At 39.8% G+C, this 18,940-nt stretch carries 18 protein-coding genes and 1 riboswitch; of the genes, 2 read left to right on the forward strand and 16 right to left on the reverse strand.

The annotated features are described in order from the left end of the window. Positions 1 to 35: 35 nt before the first annotated feature. Together racE and COJ96_RS14055 are read right to left on the reverse strand one after the other, a co-directional pair. Positions 36 to 830 carry a glutamate racemase gene (gene racE / locus COJ96_RS14050; protein ID WP_098574282.1) on the reverse strand — a complete coding sequence of 265 codons (795 nt, stop codon included), beginning with the start codon at positions 828 to 830 and terminating at the stop codon, positions 36 to 38. 15 nt (positions 831 to 845) lie between these two features. After that, positions 846 to 1,295: a MarR family winged helix-turn-helix transcriptional regulator gene (locus COJ96_RS14055; RefSeq protein WP_098574284.1), complete on the reverse strand. Its 450-nt coding sequence runs from the start codon at positions 1,293 to 1,295 to the stop codon at positions 846 to 848. Between the two features lie 207 nt (positions 1,296 to 1,502). On the opposite strand from COJ96_RS14055, the gene COJ96_RS14060 reads away from it, so the two are divergent. After that, positions 1,503 to 1,805, forward strand: coding sequence for a HesB/YadR/YfhF family protein (locus tag COJ96_RS14060; RefSeq protein WP_098574286.1), 303 nt, complete (start codon positions 1,503 to 1,505; stop codon positions 1,803 to 1,805). A 422-nt stretch (positions 1,806 to 2,227) separates the two neighbouring features. Here COJ96_RS14060 and gerE read toward each other — a convergent pair whose 3' ends face one another. The 4 genes from gerE to COJ96_RS14080 all read right to left on the reverse strand — a co-directional run bounded on the left by gerE (position 2,228) and on the right by COJ96_RS14080 (position 5,864). Next, positions 2,228 to 2,452 (reverse strand): spore germination transcription factor GerE, encoded by a 225-nt coding sequence (gerE, locus tag COJ96_RS14065; protein WP_026563391.1) that lies wholly within the window; start codon positions 2,450 to 2,452, stop codon positions 2,228 to 2,230. A 220-nt stretch (positions 2,453 to 2,672) separates the two neighbouring features. Next, positions 2,673 to 3,434, reverse strand: coding sequence for a succinate dehydrogenase iron-sulfur subunit (gene sdhB / locus COJ96_RS14070; RefSeq protein ID WP_026563390.1), 762 nt, complete (start codon positions 3,432 to 3,434; stop codon positions 2,673 to 2,675). A gap of 15 nt (positions 3,435 to 3,449) precedes the next feature. Continuing rightward, the gene (sdhA, locus tag COJ96_RS14075; RefSeq protein ID WP_098574288.1) at positions 3,450 to 5,198 is read right to left on the reverse strand and encodes a succinate dehydrogenase flavoprotein subunit; all 1,749 of its coding nucleotides are present in this window, start codon (positions 5,196 to 5,198) and stop codon (positions 3,450 to 3,452) included. A gap of 57 nt (positions 5,199 to 5,255) precedes the next feature. Then, positions 5,256 to 5,864 carry a succinate dehydrogenase cytochrome b558 subunit gene (locus tag COJ96_RS14080; RefSeq protein WP_098574290.1) on the reverse strand — a complete coding sequence of 203 codons (609 nt, stop codon included), beginning with the start codon at positions 5,862 to 5,864 and terminating at the stop codon, positions 5,256 to 5,258. A gap of 443 nt (positions 5,865 to 6,307) precedes the next feature. Here COJ96_RS14080 and COJ96_RS14085 point away from each other — a divergent pair, with 443 nt between their 5' ends. Then, positions 6,308 to 6,751, forward strand: a complete 444-nt coding sequence (locus tag COJ96_RS14085) for a YslB family protein (protein WP_251460311.1) — start codon at positions 6,308 to 6,310, stop codon at positions 6,749 to 6,751. Positions 6,752 to 6,797: 46 nt separating this feature from the next. On the opposite strand, the gene COJ96_RS14090 is transcribed toward COJ96_RS14085, so the two are convergent. The 10 genes from COJ96_RS14090 to COJ96_RS14135 all read right to left on the reverse strand — a co-directional run bounded on the left by COJ96_RS14090 (position 6,798) and on the right by COJ96_RS14135 (position 18,939). After that, positions 6,798 to 8,015, reverse strand: a complete 1,218-nt coding sequence (locus COJ96_RS14090) for an aspartate kinase (RefSeq protein WP_098574292.1) — start codon at positions 8,013 to 8,015, stop codon at positions 6,798 to 6,800. Positions 8,016 to 8,127: 112 nt separating this feature from the next. After that, positions 8,128 to 8,305: riboswitch (Lysine riboswitch) on the reverse strand. Between the two features lie 70 nt (positions 8,306 to 8,375). Then, on the reverse strand, positions 8,376 to 10,148 hold the full coding sequence (gene uvrC, locus COJ96_RS14095; RefSeq protein WP_098574294.1) for an excinuclease ABC subunit UvrC: 1,773 nt from the start codon (positions 10,146 to 10,148) through the stop codon (positions 8,376 to 8,378). A gap of 141 nt (positions 10,149 to 10,289) precedes the next feature. Then, positions 10,290 to 10,604 carry a thioredoxin gene (gene trxA / locus COJ96_RS14100; protein WP_098574296.1) on the reverse strand — a complete coding sequence of 105 codons (315 nt, stop codon included), beginning with the start codon at positions 10,602 to 10,604 and terminating at the stop codon, positions 10,290 to 10,292. Between the two features lie 146 nt (positions 10,605 to 10,750). Then, the gene (locus COJ96_RS14105) at positions 10,751 to 11,728 is read right to left on the reverse strand and encodes an electron transfer flavoprotein subunit alpha/FixB family protein (protein ID WP_098574298.1); all 978 of its coding nucleotides are present in this window, start codon (positions 11,726 to 11,728) and stop codon (positions 10,751 to 10,753) included. A 39-nt stretch (positions 11,729 to 11,767) separates the two neighbouring features. Continuing rightward, on the reverse strand, positions 11,768 to 12,541 hold the full coding sequence (locus tag COJ96_RS14110) for an electron transfer flavoprotein subunit beta/FixA family protein (protein WP_098574300.1): 774 nt from the start codon (positions 12,539 to 12,541) through the stop codon (positions 11,768 to 11,770). Positions 12,542 to 12,647: 106 nt separating this feature from the next. Then, positions 12,648 to 13,421: an enoyl-CoA hydratase gene (locus COJ96_RS14115; protein WP_098574302.1), complete on the reverse strand. Its 774-nt coding sequence runs from the start codon at positions 13,419 to 13,421 to the stop codon at positions 12,648 to 12,650. Positions 13,422 to 13,444: 23 nt separating this feature from the next. Beyond that, the gene (locus tag COJ96_RS14120) at positions 13,445 to 14,029 is read right to left on the reverse strand and encodes a fatty acid metabolism transcriptional regulator FadR (RefSeq protein WP_098574304.1); all 585 of its coding nucleotides are present in this window, start codon (positions 14,027 to 14,029) and stop codon (positions 13,445 to 13,447) included. A gap of 186 nt (positions 14,030 to 14,215) precedes the next feature. After that, complete coding sequence (locus tag COJ96_RS14125) at positions 14,216 to 15,919, reverse strand: long-chain-fatty-acid--CoA ligase (RefSeq protein WP_098574306.1); 1,704 nt, start codon at positions 15,917 to 15,919, stop codon at positions 14,216 to 14,218. A gap of 232 nt (positions 15,920 to 16,151) precedes the next feature. Then, positions 16,152 to 16,559, reverse strand: a complete 408-nt coding sequence (locus tag COJ96_RS14130; RefSeq protein ID WP_098574308.1) for a DUF350 domain-containing protein — start codon at positions 16,557 to 16,559, stop codon at positions 16,152 to 16,154. 19 nt (positions 16,560 to 16,578) lie between these two features. Further along, entirely contained in the window at positions 16,579 to 18,939 is a 2,361-nt protein-coding gene (locus tag COJ96_RS14135) for an endonuclease MutS2 (protein WP_098574310.1), read from the reverse strand. Between the last annotated feature and the right edge of the window lies 1 nt (position 18,940).

Raw genomic sequence — 18,940 nt, forward strand, 5'->3', positions numbered from 1 at the left:
ACATTTGTCCACGAGTGGTGCCTGACACCTTTGTTTTATAGTTTAATTTTTTTGACGTCGATAATTGGATATCCCAGCCATTGTGAGGCGATTTTTGAGAATATTCTTCTTGAACCAGTGGTGTAAAATTCATGTACTGGATCATCCTCGCATGTATCTAATAACCCATTGTACTGAAGAATTGCACTTATTTCATGTGCTGTCTCGTCACCCGAACTAATAACGCTGACAGACTCACCCATGACATGTTTTATCACGGGCTCTAACAACGGATAATGGGTACAGCCTAAAATCAGTGTATCCAATTTTTCATTGAGCATCGGTTTGAGGGCTTCGTTGACAATTTTTTCAGCAATCGGACCTCCAAACTCGTTACTCTCAACAAGCGGAACGAATTTAGGACAGGCATGCGCTTTAACAAAAAGCCGACTATTTAATGATTTTAATGCTCTTTCGTATGCCCCGCTTTTTACAGTACCCTCAGTGCCAATAATCCCGACCCGATAATTCTTGGTCTTCTTAATGGCCGCACGTGCTCCAGGATTAATTACCCCTAAGACTGGAATCGGCAATTCCTTGCGAATCTCGTCTAACGCCGCAGCTGTAGCGGTATTACACGCAATGACGAGCATTTTAACTTTCTTCTCTAATAAAAAAGAGGTCATCTCCCATGTGAACCTCTTAACTTCCTTTGTTGTTCTCGGACCATATGGGCATCGTGCCGTATCTCCCAAATAAATGATTTTCTCATTTGGAAGCTGACGCATCACCTCTTTGGCAACGGTTAATCCGCCGACGCCAGAATCCATCACACCAATAGCTTGTTTCAAAACGTATCGCCTCTTTTAACGCATTTCCTGATGCAATTTCGTTAAGCTTTTTTGAAGAACATGAATTTCTTCCGGGGTGAAATCCACTAACACTTCTTCTAAGTAAACTTGACGCTTTTTAATTACTTCATCAATAATCCTTTTGCCTTCTTCAAGCAAATGTATTCTCACCACACGACGGTCGTTTGGATTTTTCACCCGTTCTACGAGAAGATTTTTTTCCATCCGGTCAACAAGATCTGTCGTTGTACTGCATGCCAAGTACATTTTCGTAGAAAGTTCCCCAATTGTCATATCACCATCTTCAAAGAGCCATTGCAGGGCGATAAATTGTGGAGGTGTAATCGTATAATTGCTTAACATTTCTCGTCCCTTTTGCTTAATGATGCCAGAAATGTAACGTAAATCCTTCTCAATATTTGCAACAATGTCCCCATTTGCCGTTTGTGAATTCTCGAGTTTCATCTCATACACTCCTATAAAAGCTTCTCTACTCCAAAACATTCATCTATTTAAAAGTAATGTTTCTCGTTGTCAGACTTTATGCTTCTTCTTATTTTCTACCTTTTTTGCTAAAAATTCAAGTTGAAACTATTAGAAAAATATTAGTTTGCCACACTTTGGAGTATAATAAAGTAGGAAAATGAATAGAAAGCCAAAGGTGAGAAAAGAATGGAAATTTTAATTAGCACGGCAGCACTAAACTGGTTTAAGGAAGAAGTCGAATTAAAAAAAGGGGATAAAGTAAAGTTTTATCCGAAGGTATATGGAAACAGTCCCGTCCAAGAAGGGTTTTCACTTGGTTTCACTGTGGATAATGATCCTTTTGATATCATTGTGAAATTTGAGGCAGAAGGTTTGTTATTTTATATTGAAGAAAGGGATTTGTGGTTTTTCAATCAACATGATTTACATGTCGACTATAATGAAGAAAAAGATGAAGTAGAATATAGTTACACCAAGTCGAAGTCGTAAATTCAGGGAAAAGTTCATGGTAAAATACAGTTCACCGAATAAAATTAGTCTCCAGATTAACAATAATCCTAGTGTTACTTATTAACACTAAATTTCAGTGTGGAGGGGTTACTTTGAATATAATTTACGGCTTATTCTCAACCTTACTTATACTGGGTTTTAGAGCGGTATTCGTATTAAGTAATCTATCCTCTTGGTTTCAAAGGATGGTAAGAATACCTGCTTTTAATTAAGCAGAGAAGTTTGTTTAAGTACCATTAATCCGCATTGAAGACTGAGGCGTAATTTCACTCATGCCTGATAGGAAGGTTTTACATTCCTTTCGGCAAAAAAGGTAAGCATTTCGATTCGAATATGCTTACCTTTTTTATGTTTAATCTATTCAAAATTAAACCGGCCTCCAAGAAGGATGCCGGTCAATGTTAAAGTTCTAGTTCTCCCATTCGAAGGAGCTCTACAACTGCTTGTGAACGCCCCTTGACACCAAGCTTTTGCATGGCATTTGAAATGTGATTCCGAACCGTTTTTTCGCTTATAAATAATTCACCAGCGATTTCTTTCGTTGTTTTGTCTTGTACTAATAACTCGAATACTTCTCTTTCACGTTTGGTGAGTAACGGTTTATGATTATAAACATTCTCCTTCAAGTACTGTAACCCTCCTTGCCTTCGCCAGTTATGAACACGGGGTGGGTATATATTTAGTCAACATATCTTATGTGAACGATACAAATGTAGTGACTATATTTACTGACAGAAGAATGATTTTTATCAAAAAAAGCACCTCATACCTATGAAATTTTGTTTGCGGCGTAAATAAACGACAAAAAACCTTCTTTTCCCCATGAGAAAAGAAGGTTTCGCTCAATTACGCGTGGTCACTTCCAAAGAAGCTTCTAAACGCTTGAATAGTTGTATCACGGTTCAATGCAGCAATAGAGGTTGTCAATGGAATACCTTTTGGACAAGATTGCACACAGTTTTGTGAATTACCACAGTTTGCAAGTCCGCCATCGCCCATAATCGCTTCAAGTCGTTCTGCCTTATTCATAGCACCCGTTGGATGTGCGTTGAAAAGACGAACCTGTGAAAGCGGCTGTGCACCAATGAAGTTTGATTTACTGTTTACATTTGGACATGCCTCAAGGCAAACACCACATGTCATACATTTAGAAAGTTCATACGCCCATTGACGCTTTGTCTCAGGCATACGAGGTCCTGGTCCTAAATCATAGGTACCATCGATTGGGATCCACGCTTTTACTTTCTTTAAAGCGTCAAACATTCTGCTTCTATCAACTTGAAGGTCTCGCACTACCGGGAATGTCTTCATCGGCGCTAATCGAATTGGCTGCTCCAATTGATCGATCAGTGCTGAACAAGATTGACGCGGTTTGCCGTTGATGACCATCGAACAAGCACCACAGACTTCCTCTAAACAGTTCATATCCCAAGTAATTGGGGTAGATGCTTGTCCTTTTGCATTGACAGGGTTTTTACGGATTTCCATTAACGCCGAAATGACATTCATATTCGGACGATAGGGAACCTCAAATTCCTCCTCATAAGGAGCAGTATTTTCGCTATCTTGACGTGAAATAATAAATTTCACCATTTTAGTATCAGACATTATTCCTACTCCCCCTTAACTTTTTGCGTAATTGCGTTCGCGTGGCTTGATTAATGAGACATCAACATCTTCATAATGGAAGGCCGGTGCGGAAGAACTGTCAACAAATTTCGCCATTGTTGTTTTTAAGAATTCCTCATCATTACGAGTAGGGAAGTCAGGCTTATAATGAGCACCGCGGCTCTCATTCCGGTTGTATGCACCAATCGTAATAACACGAGCCAATTGAAGCATGTTTTGTAATTGACGAGTAAAGGCTGCCCCTTGGTTGCTCCATTTAGATGTATCATTAATGTTAATTTTTTGGTAACGTTCTAATAGTTCTTGAATTTTCTCGTCAGTTTTTAATAGTCTGTCATTGTGGCGAACAACGGTTACATTATCCGTCATCCATTCGCCAAGCTCTTTATGAAGGATATATGCATTTTCATTTCCATTTAAGGACATAACAGCATTCCATTTTTCTTCTTGTTCTTTGACATGACGGTCAAAAACGGTAGAAGATACAGCATCAGAACTTTTTTCAAGACCTTTGATATATTTCACTGCATTTGGACCAACGACCATTCCACCGTAAATGGCAGAAAGCAAGGAATTGGCACCTAAGCGGTTCGCACCATGTTGTGAGTAATCACATTCACCAGCTGCAAATAGCCCTGGAATGCTTGTCATTTGATCATAATCAACCCAAAGGCCACCCATTGAATAGTGAACAGCCGGGAAGATTTTCATTGGAACTTTACGAGGGTCATCACCCATAAACTTTTCATAAATCTCGATAATACCGCCGAGTTTAACATCCAATTCATGTGGATCTTTATGAGAAAGATCAAGGTATACCATGTTCTCGCCATTGATTCCGAGTTTTTGATTTACACATACATCGAAAATCTCACGTGTTGCAATATCACGTGGTACAAGATTTCCATAGGCAGGATATTTTTCCTCTAAGAAGTACCAAGGCTTTCCATCTTTATATGTCCAAACACGTCCGCCTTCACCACGTGCTGATTCACTCATTAAGCGAAGTTTATCATCACCAGGAATGGCAGTCGGGTGGATTTGAATCATTTCTCCATTCGCATAATAAGCGCCCTGCTGGTAAACGATTGATGCAGCAGAACCTGTATTAATAACAGAGTTAGTTGATTTCCCAAAAATAATACCAGGGCCTCCAGTAGCCATAATAACGGCATCGCCAGAGAAAGATTTAATTTCCATTGTTTTTAAGTTTTGAGCAACAATCCCGCGGCACACACCATCGTCATCAACAACTGCACCAAGGAATTCCCAGCCTTCATATTTCGTTACAAGGCCTGCTACTTCCTCGCGGCGAACTTGTTCATCCAATGCATAAAGCAGCTGTTGACCAGTGGTTGCTCCAGCAAATGCAGTACGGTGATGCTGTGTTCCACCAAAGCGCCGGAAATCAAGTAATCCTTCAGGAGTACGGTTAAACATAACTCCCATACGGTCCATTAAGTGAATAATTCCAGGTGCTGCGTCACACATTGCTTTTACTGGCGGCTGGTTAGCTAAGAAATCTCCGCCATATACAGTGTCATCAAAGTGAATCCATGTGGAATCCCCTTCACCTTTTGTATTTACTGCTCCATTAATACCACCCTGGGCACAAACAGAGTGAGAGCGTTTAACAGGCACTAAAGAAAATAATTCTACTGGTGTTCCTGTTTCTGCAACCTTAATCGTTGCCATTAAGCCAGCTAAACCACCGCCGACTACAATAACCTTACCTTTACTCATTCGTGACTCACTCCCTTAATCCAAAATCCAATATTTTTCCGAGCAATCGTTCATTTTTTATACAAAAGCTAGTAATGTCGTTACACCAACATAAGATAGAGCCAAGAAAATAACGATTGTCACGTATGTAGTAATCACTTGAGAACGAGGCGATACTGTGATGCCCCAGCTTACCAAGAATGACCACAAGCCATTTGCAAAGTGGAAAATTGCTGAAATGATACCAACAACATAAAATCCAAACATGAATGGGGATGATAGGATATCTTGCATCATTTGGAAGTTAACTTCATTTCCAAAAGCAGCAGCTATACGAGTTTCCCACACATGCCATGTGATGAAAATTAGTGTAATTACACCAGACACACGTTGTAGCATAAACATCCAGTTTCTAAAAAAACCATATTGACTTGCATTGTTTTTAGCTGTAAAAGCGATATACAGCCCGTAGATTGCATGGAATAAAATCGGTAAATAAATAATTACAGTTTCTAAAACATAGCGAAATGGAAGATTCCCCATAAAGTTCGCTGCTTTGTTGAAGGATTCTACCCCTTCTGTTGCATAGTGATTCACAATTAGATGCTGCATGACAAAGATCCCGATTGGAATAACACCTAGCAACGAATGCAATCTCCGATAAACAAACTCTCGATTACCCGCCATAAATTTACCCCCCTATAATGTTTAAAAAAAATGATGTTCAGTTTCTATCAAATTAAATCCACTTTTGTCGAAACTTCGCATCACTGTGACAATAATGTGACAAGTTCATTTTACTCCCATCATCTAAGAGCGTCAAGAAAACGGATACACATTACTCGGGTAAAACTAAAATTTTTTAAATATATTGATATTATAATAATTAATATATACTCGCTAAAAAAATGGGTCTTTTCTCAACATTTCTTGAATTCCTTCAATTAATTACCAAGAAAAAACGGTTGTTATTATTTCTTTATCGGGAATGATAATTATCATGGAAAACAAGGTAAGATATTGCAAAATAACAAAAAAATAAGCTAAATTTGATTCATTATAACTAGAAAAACTGTACTAAAAATTAACCAAAAATGTATATAATAGAATGATAGAAAGAGGGGAAGCTTGTGAATAATAGTACAGTTATGAATGAAACGATCGATATTGATGAACCTAGAACTATTTCCATCTTCGGATATGAACTAATCAGAGAAGTTCTCTTGCCTGAGATTTTAGGGAAAGACACACCTGAAATTTTATATTGGGCTGGAAAACGACTTGCACGAAAATATCCATTAATGGATTTAGAACAGATTATTGATTTCTTCGCCAAGGCCTCATGGGGCCAGTTAGAACTTGTGAAAGAAAATAAAACTGAGTTCCAATTTGAATTAATTAGTCCGCTCATTATTTCACGAGTTAAGTCAAAGGCTGAACATTTTTTCCAACTTGAAGCAGGATTCCTTGCCCAACAAATTGAATTGCAAAAAGAAGCCAACGCCGAAACCTTCGAACATCCAATAAAAAAATCCAATAAAGTTGTTTTCACAGTGAAATGGGAAAAAAACTAATTGAAAATGGTGTCAGGCACCGAATAGTGCCTGACACCATTCTTTTTTATTGAACTGCAAGTCCGAATGCTTCGTGTAAAGCTTCTACTGCTTTTAACATATTTTTTTCTTCTACAACGGCTGACACTTTTATTTCTGATGTGCTGACCATTTTGATTTGGATGTTGTTTGCAGCGAGTACCTCAAACATCTTTGCTGCTACACCGGGATTGGAAATCATCCCTGATCCGACAATCGACACCTTCGCTAATTTGTTTTCAGCATCAATTTGCTCATAATTCAAAACAGCTTTATTGTCTTCTAGGACCTTTAATGTTTCTAATAGATCATTTGTATGAATAGAGAAGGACAAATTCGCAGATCCACCCTCAGTTGTGCTTTGGATAATAATATCCACATTCAGATGATTTTCAGCAAGTGTGGTAAAAATGGTTGATAGGCTTGTTAATGAATTAGCCAACCCTAATACTGTTACTTTTGTAATTTCGTCCTCAAATGCAACTCCGCGGACAACTAAGTTTTGTTCCATTGCTGCTTCCCCCTCAATAACTGTTCCTTCTATTTTCTCCATGCTCGAACGAACTTCGAGACGTACTTGATAGTTTTTAGCAAATTCCACTGCTCGCGGATGAAGTACTCCTGCACCTAAATTAGCTAACTCCAGCATTTCATCGTACGATACCGATAATAGCTTGCGAGCACTCTTCACATATCTTGGATCCGTTGTGAAAACTCCCGTTACATCCGTATATATGTCGCATTTATCTGCCTTTAAGGCTGCTGCGAGTGCAACGGCTGTGGTATCGGAACCGCCACGGCCAAGTGTAGTAATTTCACCCTCTTCGGTGATTCCTTGGAATCCCGCAACAATAACCACCTTGCCGGATTCAAGCTGTGATTCAATCGCTGCTGTTTTAATATTAGAAATCCGGGCATTTCCATGGACTGGTTCGGTCATAATACCAGCCTGCCACCCAGTAAAGGACACAGCATCAAGACCTTGCTGGTTGAGAGCCATAGACAGTAACGAAATCGTTACTTGTTCCCCGGTCGATAACAGCATGTCCATTTCCCGTTTATTTGGCTGCGTTGAAATCTCCTTTGCTAAACCGACGAGTGTATCCGTAGATTTACCCATTGCAGAAACAACAACAACCACATTATTTCCGCGGTCAACCTCACCTTTTACACATGATGCGACATTTAAAATTCTTTCTACATTTGCAACGGAGGTGCCTCCGAACTTTTGTACAATAATCCCCATGTTTGTTTTCCCCTTCTCCAGATGTAATTCATATTTTTCCCCAAATAAACACAAAAAAGCAATGAGAGGGCATCTCATTGCTTAAAACACGAAAAAAATTCTCGCACCTACAATGTAAGATAGCTCTCCAAGACATTAGTCTTGACAATCCAGCATTTATTCAATACGGGACCAGAAAAGAAAGTTATGAGACTTTCTTTTCTTCGGCGAACATCCCCTTTCATGATTCTTCTCAGAAGCTCATCCTTCTCAGAACCACTACTATTGAAGCTCGCACCTCTACCTTCACTTTAATACGTAAAAGTGATAGTAAATTAAATTTTCACTTATTATAGCATGTTCCTTTTTTTCTGACAATCACTAAGACTGAAGTTTTTTGATTAATTCTTCGGCTACATTCATGGGAATTCCGATATTTATGAATTCCTCTTTACTTGCTTCTTTCATTTTTTTCACCGAGCCGAACTGTTTTAACAATAACTTTTTCCGTTTCTCCCCAATTCCCGGAATATCATCAAGCAAGGATTGAAACGCAGTTTTTCCGCGCAGTTGGCGATGGAAGGTGATCGCAAAACGATGGACTTCATCTTGAATCCTTTGCAGTAAATAAAACTCCTGGCTGTTTCGCCCGAGCGGAACAATTCCTAATGGATTGCCATACAGCAATTGGGATGTCCGGTGTTTTTCGTCTTTTACAAGCCCCGAGAGCGGAATATCTAAGCCTAATTCATTTTCCAATACGTCTCGTACGGCTTCAACATGCCCTTTACCCCCATCAATGATGATTAAATCAGGAAGAGGGAGTTCCTCTTTTAGCGCGCGTGAGTACCTTCTTCTCGTTACTTCTCGCATCGATTCATAATCATCCGGCCCTTGAACCGTTTTGATTTTGTATTTACGGTATTCACGATGGTTCGCCTTGCCATCAATGAACACTACCATTGCTGATACAGGGTCTGTCCCTTGAATGTTAGAATTATCAAAGGCTTCAATCCGGTGCGGCGTGTAGATTCCCAGTAATTCTCCCAGGTTCTCCACTGCCTTAATGGTTCGATTTTCATCCTTTTCAATCAGTGAAAATTTTTCGTTTAAAGCAATTTTTGCATTTTTAATCGCTAATTGCACAAGATCCTTTTTCTGTCCTCGTTGCGGCTGAAGCACTTTAACTTCCAACAGTTGTTCTGCTAAACTCAACTCGACATCATCTTGAATGAGAATTTCTTTCGGCTTAAAGTGATTGGCTTTCGAATAAAACTGACCGAGGAACGTTAAGATCTCTTCCTCTGGCTCATTATAGACGGGGAACATAGAAACGTCCCGCTCAATTAGTTTGCCTTGGCGGACAAAAAAGACTTGCACACACATCCAGCCTTTATCGACAGCATAGCCAAAAACATCACGGTCGGTAAAATCGGTCATCGTAATTTTTTGTTTTTCCATAATCGTTTCAATATGGATGATTTTGTCACGGTATTCTTTTGCACGTTCAAAGTCCAATTCTTCGGAGGCAGCAGCCATTTTCTCCTTCAGCTCTTTTTTTATTTCCTTATACCCGCCATTTAAAAAGCGGGTGATTTCATCCGTCATCTGTTTATACTGTTCTTCCTGAACTTCATTCACACATGGTGCCAGGCACTGTCCTAAATGATAGTATAAACAGACTCGGTCCGGCAGGGTTGAGCATTTGCGGAGCGGGTAGATTCGGTCAAGAAGCTTTTTGGTTTCATTTGCTGCTGTCACATTGGGATACGGACCAAAGTATTTGCCTTTATCCTTTTTTACTTTTCTTGTGATAATAAGTTTGGGATGCTTTTCCGCTGTTAACTTGATAAACGGATAGGTTTTATCATCCTTCAGCATGATATTGTATTTTGGATCGTACTTTTTAATAAGATTCAGTTCCAGCAAAAGTGCTTCAATATTCGAAGAGGTTACGATATATTCAAAGTCCTCAATTTCATTGACAAGTCTTAGTGTCTTCCCATCGTGCGACCCCGTAAAATAGGAACGGACACGATTCTTTAGTACCTTAGCTTTTCCCACATAAATAATCGTTCCCTGACGGTCTTTCATTAAGTAGCAGCCAGGTTGATCCGGCAGCAGCGTCAGTTTTTGCTTAATTGTTTCATTCATTCCGGCCACTCTCTCCCGTCTTATATATAATCTACTGTTAAAATATTAAAGGAAACGGCGCATAATTAAAAGTAGTAGTCTCTTGGAAAAATAAAAAAACCTTAGCTGGGTTATTTCCAAGCTAAGGCATTTTCATTTTATTTACACGTGTTTTTCTAAAACACCTGCTAGTGCATCTTTTGGTTGGAAGCCGACAACTTTATCAACGACTTCTCCATTTTTCATCACTAATAAAGTTGGGATGCTCATTACACCAAAGTTTGCTGCAGTTTGCGGGTTATCATCCACATCAAGTTTAGTGATTTTTACCTTATCGCCCATTTCTAAGTCAAGTTCTTCAAGAACTGGAGCGATCATTTTACAAGGTCCGCACCATGGTGCCCAAAAATCTACAAGAACAAGGCCTGAACCAGTTTCAGCCGAAAAGTTTTGATCAGTTAAATGTGAAATTGCCATTTATATTGCCCTCCTAATGATTACTGAGTTACTACCGAAAGTATAACATCGTTTAAAAAATCAAGCTAATAAATTGCTTCATCAATTATTATCCCCAAAATAAACAAAATACAAAACGAGCGGAAGCATTCCGCTCGCCCTTATTATTATGAGTGTACTTTGAGCTTTTTAAACTCCTCAGTTAGTAATGGAACTACTTCAAACAAGTCACCGACAATTCCGTAATCAGCTACTTTAAAAATGTTTGCTTCTGGGTCCTTGTTAATAGCAACGATTACTTTTGAGTTAGACATCCCGGCTAAATGCTGAATAGCTCCGGAAATGCCGCAAGCAATATAAAGATCTGGTGTAACAACCTTGCCCGTTTGGCCAATTTGCAGCGAGTAATCACAATAATCAGCATCACAAGCACCACGAGAAGCACCTACTGCACCGCCAAGGACTGTGGCTAACTCTTTAAGCGGTTGGAACCCATCCGCACTTTTTACACCGCGGCCTCCTGAAATAACTACTTTCGCCTCGCTTAAATCAACACCCTCACTCGCTTTTCTAACGACCTCTTTAATGATTGCACGAAGATCCTTGATTTCTACAGAAAGGGCTGATACATCTCCGCTTCTGCCTTCGTCTTTCTCAAGTGGGGCGATATTATTTGGTCGTACCGTTGCGAAAATCAAGCCCTCTGTCACAATTTTCTTTTCAAATGCTTTACCGGAATAAATCGGTCTTGTGAACACGACATTTCCACCCGCTACTTCAATAGCAGTGGCGTCTGAGATTAAACCTGATGCTAATTTTCCGGCAATTCTTGGGGAAAGGTCTTTACCTAATGAGGTATGTCCCAAAATCAGCCCTTCTGGTTTTTCTTGGTCAAGCACCGCTAAAAGAGCTTGAGCGTAACCATCTGATGTATAAAGTTTTAATTTCTCATCTTCAACCACAACCACACGGTCCGCACCAAATTGGATTAACTCAGTCGATAGAGCACTTACAGAATCGCCCACTAAAACACCAACTACTTCTCCGCCTTCAGCAACTGTTTTTGCTGCTGCAATTGCTTCGAATGACACATTACGTAATGAACCGTCACGAACTTCTCCTAAAACTACCACTTTTCTTGACATTCCATATACCTCCTGAGAACAAAATTTGTATTAAACCCGTTAGACTACTTTTGCTTCGGTATGAAGAAGCTGAACAAGTTCTTTTACTTGATCATTCAAATCGCCAGCTAGAACGCGGCCTGCTTCCTTCTTAGGCGGCAAATAAATTTCAATCGTTTTTGTTTTTGCTTCCACATCGTCTTCTTCAAGATCTAGGTCATCTAACTCTAATTCTTCAAGCGGCTTCTTCTTTGCTTTCATAATCCCAGGTAAGGATGGGTAGCGCGGTTCGTTTAGACCTTGTTGGGCTGTAACTAATAGTGGAAGGCTAGTTTCGATGATTTCAGAATCACCTTCAACGTCTCTGGTAACGGTTACATTTTTTCCGTCAATTTCTAATTTAGTAATAGTTGTTACATAAGGGATGTTTAACAATTCCGCAACACGTGGGCCCACTTGGCCTGTTCCACCGTCAATCGCTACATTTCCGCCAATAATTAAATCAGCATCTTTATCCTTTAAATATTCAGCAAGGATTTTTGCTGTCGTAAATTGATCTCCGCCTTCTACATCATCCTCGGTATTGATAAGGACTGCTTTATCTGCACCCATTGCCAGTGCAGTACGTAATTGCTTTTCTGCTTCTTCTGTTCCAACAGAAATAACGGTTACTTCTCCACCTTTAGCATCGCGAACCTGGATTGCTTCTTCAATAGCATATTCATCATAAGGATTGATGATAAATTCAGCGCCATCCTCATTAATTTTTCCAGCAGCAATCGAAATTTTTTCCTCGGTATCAAAGGTTCTTTTCATTAATACATAAATATTCATGATTTCCCTCCTAATAAAATTTCGAGCATTCGCTCAGTTTGAAAGATTGAGAAAATTTTTTATAAAAAAAAGGGCTTCCTTTACAATTATACCTGCAAAGATAAGTTTATTCACCCTTAAAATTTGGTTCTCTTTTTTCAATAAAGGCTTGGATGCCTTCTTTCCCATCGTTAGAAACAAACACTTGACCAAATAACTCAGATTCTCTTTTGGAACCTTCGTAGAACTCGTCTGTTTTTGCATAATTTAGCAGTTCAATTGCCGCACTGATGGACCCTGGGCTTTTTTTCGCAATTTTCGCTGCTAGTTTAAGTGCCTGCGGGACTACTTCTGTGTCGGGAAAAGCACGATTTGCTAAACCAAATTGGACTGCTTCTATACCTGTGATTGGCTCAGAAGTAAACAGCATTTCCGCAGCTCTTGCCACGCCCACATATTTAGGCAGACGCTGCGAACCAGCAAATCCTGGTACTAAGCCAAGCTGCAATTCAGGCAGACCAAGTTTTGCCTGCTCACTAACATAGCGGATATGGCATGCCATTGCTAGTTCAAGCCCCCCGCCAAGTGCTGCACCATGGATAGCGGCGATAATGGGTTTCGGGAATTTTTCCATTCGGTCAAATAAGTCTTGCCCATACTTTCCAAGATTTGAAAATCCTTCTAAAGAAGTGACAGTAGTAAATTCTTTAATATCTGCACCAGCAGAGAAAAAGCGCCCTTCCCCATGAATGACAATAACTCTGATCTCGCGATTAGGTTCAATCTCATCAAGCACAGTTGACAATTCCCTTAGTAGTCCTGAAGAAAGGGCGTTTGCTGGAGGACGATCAATTGTAATTGTCGCAATACTGTCTTGAAAAGACCATTTTAAATATTCCATTGGATTTCCCCCTATTTTAATATTTATCGGCTTCCACAGCCATTAATCAAGAGGCGATGGACTGGAGTAGCCAGTGCAACTAGATCGTACTTTTCCTCGTTCATCACCCATGATGTCACGGTCTCATCGATTGTACCGAAAATCATTTGCCGGGCCAGACGGATATCGAGGTCGATGGGAAACTCACCGGTTTCTTTACCTTCAATAACAATCTTATCAATTACCTGCAAGTAACCTTTTAGAACATTATTAATTCGGTGCCGCAGTTCCTTATTCGATTGCCGTAACTCTAACTGTGTCACGATTGCCATGTGATGGTCTTCAGAAAGCATACTAAAATGAGCTTCTATCATCATTAATAACTTCTCTGCCGCCGTCCCTTTTCCTGCTATCATTGTATCTATTTTTTCAATGAAACTTCCCATTTTTTCTTCAAAGAGAGAGATAAGGATGTCTTCCTTGTTTTTAAAATATAGATAAATGGTGCCATCAGCCACTCCAGCCTGCTTTGCAATTTTTGAAACTTGGGCTTGATGGTAGCCATTTTCGGCGATCACAATCACCGCTGCATCAATAATTTGCATGTATTTGGGCTTACTTTTTTTCAACTCTATCCCTCCTTTGAAAAAAAAAGTTCTGTTCAGTTAATAGAATTATTAAAAAGAAAAATATGAATGAATAATCATTCATATTTTAATAATAGATATTATCTCTGGATATGTCAAGATATCTCATTACTTTTTTCATATAATGGGTTAGGGACAGGCTTAATCTGTCAAAAAAAAGAGGAGCAATTATGCGTGTTTTTGGTTTTCTTCTATTTTTTGTTTCTCTTCTTCAATTAGCATCCTTCTTAGAATTTTCCCTACAGCTGTTTTGGGCAATTCTTGTCTAAATTCATAGTATCTTGGTGCCTTGTATGCTGCAAGATATTTTCGTGAAAATTGGTTCATTTCTTCTGCCGTAACGGTTGAACCTTCTTTTAAAACAATGTATGCCTTAACCGTTTCTCCACGGTATTGATCAGGTATTCCTGCTACAACCGCTTCAACTACATCCGGATGTTCATATAATACTTCCTCTATTTCTCTTGGATAGATATTATACCCACCGGCGATAATCATATCCTTTTTGCGATCAACGACATAAAAATAGCCTTGTTCATCCATATAGCCAAGATCACCTGTATATAACCATCCATCATGAAGAACTTCCTTGGTATCCTCTGGACGATTCCAGTACCCTTTCATGATTTGCGGCCCTTTTATCACGATTTCTCCCATTTCCTTGATCGGCACCGGTTCACCTGTGTCGGTTGCAACAACCTTTACTTCTGTGTCTGGCCAGGGCACACCAATACTGCCTTTCATTCGAGGGGCATCCCATAAAAAGTTCGCATGTGTGACTGGAGATGCTTCCGTTAACCCATAGCCTTCTACAAGCTTTCCTCCAGATACGTCCTCAAACTTCTCTTGTACTTCAACGGGAAGGGCCGCTGAGCCACTGATACAAGAGTGAATGGATGATAAATCATATTTTTTCAAATCAGGATAATTTAAGAGGCCAATGTAAATGGTGGGTGCACCTGGGAACACTGTCGGGCGCTGTTGGTGTATGGTCTTCAATGTTGTCTCAACATCAAATTTAGGTAAAAGAATCATTTTATTGGCCTGCATCACCGATAAAATGAGCACCGTTGTCATGCCGTACACGTGGAAAAACGGGATAATTGCGAGTACTGACTCTTCTCCTGGCTTGGTTTTGTAAAGCCAGGCCTGGCACATCTTTGTATTAGCAATTAAGTTCTTATGAGTGAGCATAACACCTTTCGGAAATCCTGTCGTTCCACCTGTATATTGAAGAAGAGCAACATCTTCCTCAGGATTAAATTCAACATCCCTCACTTTTAAAGACTTTATTTTTACTATTTCCGAAAGCAGATGTGTGCTTCCTCCGTGTTTGACATTCACAACAACGCCATATTGTTTTTTCTGGATGAAGGGATAAATTAGATTTTTAGGGAATGGTAAGTAGTTCTTGATAGCGGTTACAATTATATGCTGTAAATTTGTATGCGGCATTACTTTAGATACACGTGGGTAGAGGATGTCGAGTGTAATGATTGCCTTTGCTCCTGAATCTTTCATCTGATATTCAAGTTCACGTTCCGTATATAATGGGTTCGTTTGTACAACAATTCCGCCTGCCATTAGTATCCCAAAATAACTAATCACGGCCTGTGGTGTGTTCGGCAGCATAATCGCGACCCGATCACCTTTTGAAATGCCCAGGTTTTCTTGCAAATAACCAGCAAAATTCATGGCATCTTCATAAAGTTGTTTATAAGTGATGTCTTTTCCCATAAAATGAATCGCTATTTTTTCAGGGTATTGCTCTGCAGAATTCACTAAGTATTGCTGTACAGGCTCTCTAGAGTACTCAAGTGTGGCGGGTATTTCTTTCGGATATAGTGCTAGCCAAGGCTTTTCTTCATACATAATATCCCCCTTTTCTATGTGGATAATTTTAAAAATTCAAACTTCTCTTCTATTATATTACAGTACTTCACATTAAACAATTGACGATATAGTTAAAAAATCACCGCTGAATAATCCTCAGCGGTGATTTGGACTTACGCAAAAAATAACATATAGATTAAACCGATTAGCAAAAACAAGCCGCATAATCCAAGAAGTATCTTAGCTAATGTCTCCACTTATTATTCTCCCCTTACGTAATACCTGAACCAATGACAATCGATAAGCCAATCGAGATCACCATCGAAATCAACCCAACTGCCCGATTATCATTTTGAATTTCTTCGTCAATTTTAAATTTTGGCGTTAAAAATTCAAAGATAAAATAACCAACTACTAATAACAGAAATCCATAAATCCCCCAGCCAATCATGGAAAGCAACGAATTGTTCTGCTCGATTGTACAGCGAAAAATATTGGCCACCCCAAATATTTTCCCCCCCGTTGCCATTGCCACGGCCACATTTCCTTTTTTGATTTCTTCCCAATTTTTATATTTGGTCACCATTTCAAAAATAGCTAAAAAAACGACCAAAAATAAAATGACGACACTATAATTAGCAGCTATTTGAATATATTCGTTCTCCCAAAACTGGTCCATTGCCAAAACTCCCCGGACATTATTTAAACTCTACGATGGTTACGCCTGATCCGCCTTCCCCAGCTTCTCCAAAGCGAATTTTTTTGACAGAGCGATGGTTTTTTAAGTATTCCTGAACACCCTGTCGCAGCGCACCCGTTCCTTTACCGTGGATGATCGATACACGTGGATAACTGGAAAGCAGCGCATCATCAATATATTTTTCCACCTTAAGAAGAGCATCTTCATACCTCTCTCCGCGGAGGTCTAATTCCAGTTTAACATATGAATCCCGACCTTTGACAATCGCCATTGGCTTGGTTTCAACCTGTTTCGGGGTACTCATATATTCCATATCTTTTTCTTTTACTTTCATTTTGAGAATACCGATTTGAACCTGCCATTCATTTGAAGAAACTCTTTCAACCAGGGTGCCCTTCTGATCAAAGGTAAGTACCTTTACCTCATCGCCAGGCATATACGTATGTTTCTTTGTTTTTTTAGTTGTGAGTTTAGCAGCGGATTTTGGTATTTCTGGTGCGGCATTTTCTAAGCGCCGTTTTGCTTCAATTAATTCGTGCTCCTTAATATCGGCATGCTTTTCCGTGCGCATTTTGCGAAGATCTCGGATGACCAGTTCGGCCTCACTCTTTGCCTCGTCAACGATTTCTCCAGCCTTCTCAGCTGCCTTCTCAAGCATAGAGTCTTTTTTCTCGTAAAATTCCATCAGTTGTTTCTGCAAGTCTTGATGGAGTTTCTCAGCAGACTTTAAATAATCGCGAGCTTCTTCTTGCTCTTTTTCTGCCAGTCGTTTACTATCCTCAAGCGATGAAATCATCTTATCAATTTGGTTCGTATCTTCACTAACATGTGAGCGGGCCGCCTCGATGACCCGTTCATTTAAGCCGAGACGTTTGGAGATTTCAAACGCGTTACTCCGCCCAGGAACTCCTAATAACAATTTATAGGTAGGGCTTAATGTTTCCACATCAAACTCGACACTCGCATTCAAAACACCCTCACGGTTATAACCGTATGCTTTTAACTCAGGATAATGTGTCGTCGCAATGACTCTCGCGCCCCGCTTGTGAACCTCATCTAAAATGGAAATCGCCAAGGCCGCACCTTCCTGCGGATCGGTGCCTGCCCCTAGTTCATCAAATAGTACAAGACTATTAAAATCGACGCGGTTTAAGATATCCACGATATTAACCATATGGGATGAAAAGGTACTTAAGCTTTGTTCAATGGATTGTTCATCGCCTATATCAGCATAAACAGCATCAAAAACAGCTAACTCCGAACCGTCATACGCTGGAATCTGCAAACCCGCCTGGGCCATTAATGTACACAACCCAAGTGTTTTTAAGGTGACCGTTTTTCCGCCAGTATTCGGACCCGTGATAACAATCGTTGTGAACTCTTTTCCAAGCATGATGTCATTGGCGACGACTTCATCGATAGGAATAAGTGGATGTCTTGCCTTATATAATGCAATCCTTCCTTCATTATTCATGATCGGCATGGTTGCTTTTATTTGCTTTCCAAACCTAGCCTTTGCAAAAATAAAGTCTAAATTAGCAAGGACTTTGACGATGACTTTAAGTTCACTCTCGTGTTCAGCCGCTGCGGCAGATAACTCGGTAAGAATCCTATCGATTTCGAGTTGTTCCTTCACACGAATATCCTGCAGTTGATTGTTTAATTGGACAATCACTTGCGGTTCTATAAAAAGAGTTTGTCCCGATGCGCTTTGGTCATGAATAATCCCGCCATAATGGCCGCGATACTCCTGTTTAACAGGAATGACAAATCTGTCATTTCGAATCGTGACAATAGCGTCGGAAAGCATTTTGCTGGCATTAGAAGAGCGAATCATACTCTCTAATTTTTCACGAACTCGCGATTCATTGGATCTAAGTTGATGCCTTAATGACCGTAAAAGATCGCTTGCACTATCTAATACCTCACCATTGTCATCGATGGCTTGTTTAATCGAATGCTCTAGGTTTGTGAGCGGAATAATTCTCTCCGCTTGTTCAGACAAAATTGGAATTTCTGTTCGTTCATCGGCAAACTCTTCGATAAATCGTTTCATTTGTCTGCTTGCATGGATGGTACTAGCTATTTGAATGAGCTCATGCGGGCTTAACACACCGCCAATGACAGAACGTTTGATGTGTGCAGTTATATCATGAACACCTGAAAGTGGAACATTCCCTTTTACTCGGAAAACCGTCGCTGCCTCATCTGTTTCAGCTTGAAGTTTAACCACCTCATCAAAATCAGTAGATGGGACTAAGTCCTGTATTTTTCTTCTCCCAAGGGAAGAAGCCGCATGTTCTAACAACTGTTCTTTAACTTTAGTGAATTCTAATACTTTTAATGCCTTTTCTTGCATG

The organism is Bacillus sp. AFS073361 (genome assembly GCF_002567005.1).
Classification (GTDB): domain Bacteria; phylum Bacillota; class Bacilli; order Bacillales; family Cytobacillaceae; genus Neobacillus.

Excerpts from the sequence above, each read along its gene's own strand:
- COJ96_RS14055 (WP_098574284.1), bottom strand. The coding sequence starts at position 1,295 with ATGAAACTCGAGAATTCACAAACGGCAAATGGGGACATTGTTGCAAAT.
- COJ96_RS14060 (WP_098574286.1), top strand. The coding sequence starts at position 1,503 with ATGGAAATTTTAATTAGCACGGCAGCACTAAACTGGTTTAAGGAAGAA.
- sdhB (WP_026563390.1), bottom strand. The coding sequence starts at position 3,434 with ATGTCTGATACTAAAATGGTGAAATTTATTATTTCACGTCAAGATAGC.
- sdhA (WP_098574288.1), bottom strand. The coding sequence starts at position 5,198 with ATGAGTAAAGGTAAGGTTATTGTAGTCGGCGGTGGTTTAGCTGGCTTA.
- COJ96_RS14080 (WP_098574290.1), bottom strand. The coding sequence starts at position 5,864 with ATGGCGGGTAATCGAGAGTTTGTTTATCGGAGATTGCATTCGTTGCTA.
- COJ96_RS14090 (WP_098574292.1), bottom strand. The coding sequence starts at position 8,015 with ATGGGGATTATTGTACAAAAGTTCGGAGGCACCTCCGTTGCAAATGTA.
- uvrC (WP_098574294.1), bottom strand. The coding sequence starts at position 10,148 with ATGAATGAAACAATTAAGCAAAAACTGACGCTGCTGCCGGATCAACCT.
- trxA (WP_098574296.1), bottom strand. The coding sequence starts at position 10,604 with ATGGCAATTTCACATTTAACTGATCAAAACTTTTCGGCTGAAACTGGT.
- COJ96_RS14105 (WP_098574298.1), bottom strand. The coding sequence starts at position 11,728 with ATGTCAAGAAAAGTGGTAGTTTTAGGAGAAGTTCGTGACGGTTCATTA.
- COJ96_RS14110 (WP_098574300.1), bottom strand. The coding sequence starts at position 12,541 with ATGAATATTTATGTATTAATGAAAAGAACCTTTGATACCGAGGAAAAA.
- COJ96_RS14115 (WP_098574302.1), bottom strand. The coding sequence starts at position 13,421 with ATGGAATATTTAAAATGGTCTTTTCAAGACAGTATTGCGACAATTACA.
- COJ96_RS14125 (WP_098574306.1), bottom strand. The coding sequence starts at position 15,919 with ATGTATGAAGAAAAGCCTTGGCTAGCACTATATCCGAAAGAAATACCC.
- COJ96_RS14130 (WP_098574308.1), bottom strand. The coding sequence starts at position 16,559 with ATGGACCAGTTTTGGGAGAACGAATATATTCAAATAGCTGCTAATTAT.
- COJ96_RS14135 (WP_098574310.1), bottom strand. The coding sequence starts at position 18,939 with ATGCAAGAAAAGGCATTAAAAGTATTAGAATTCACTAAAGTTAAAGAA.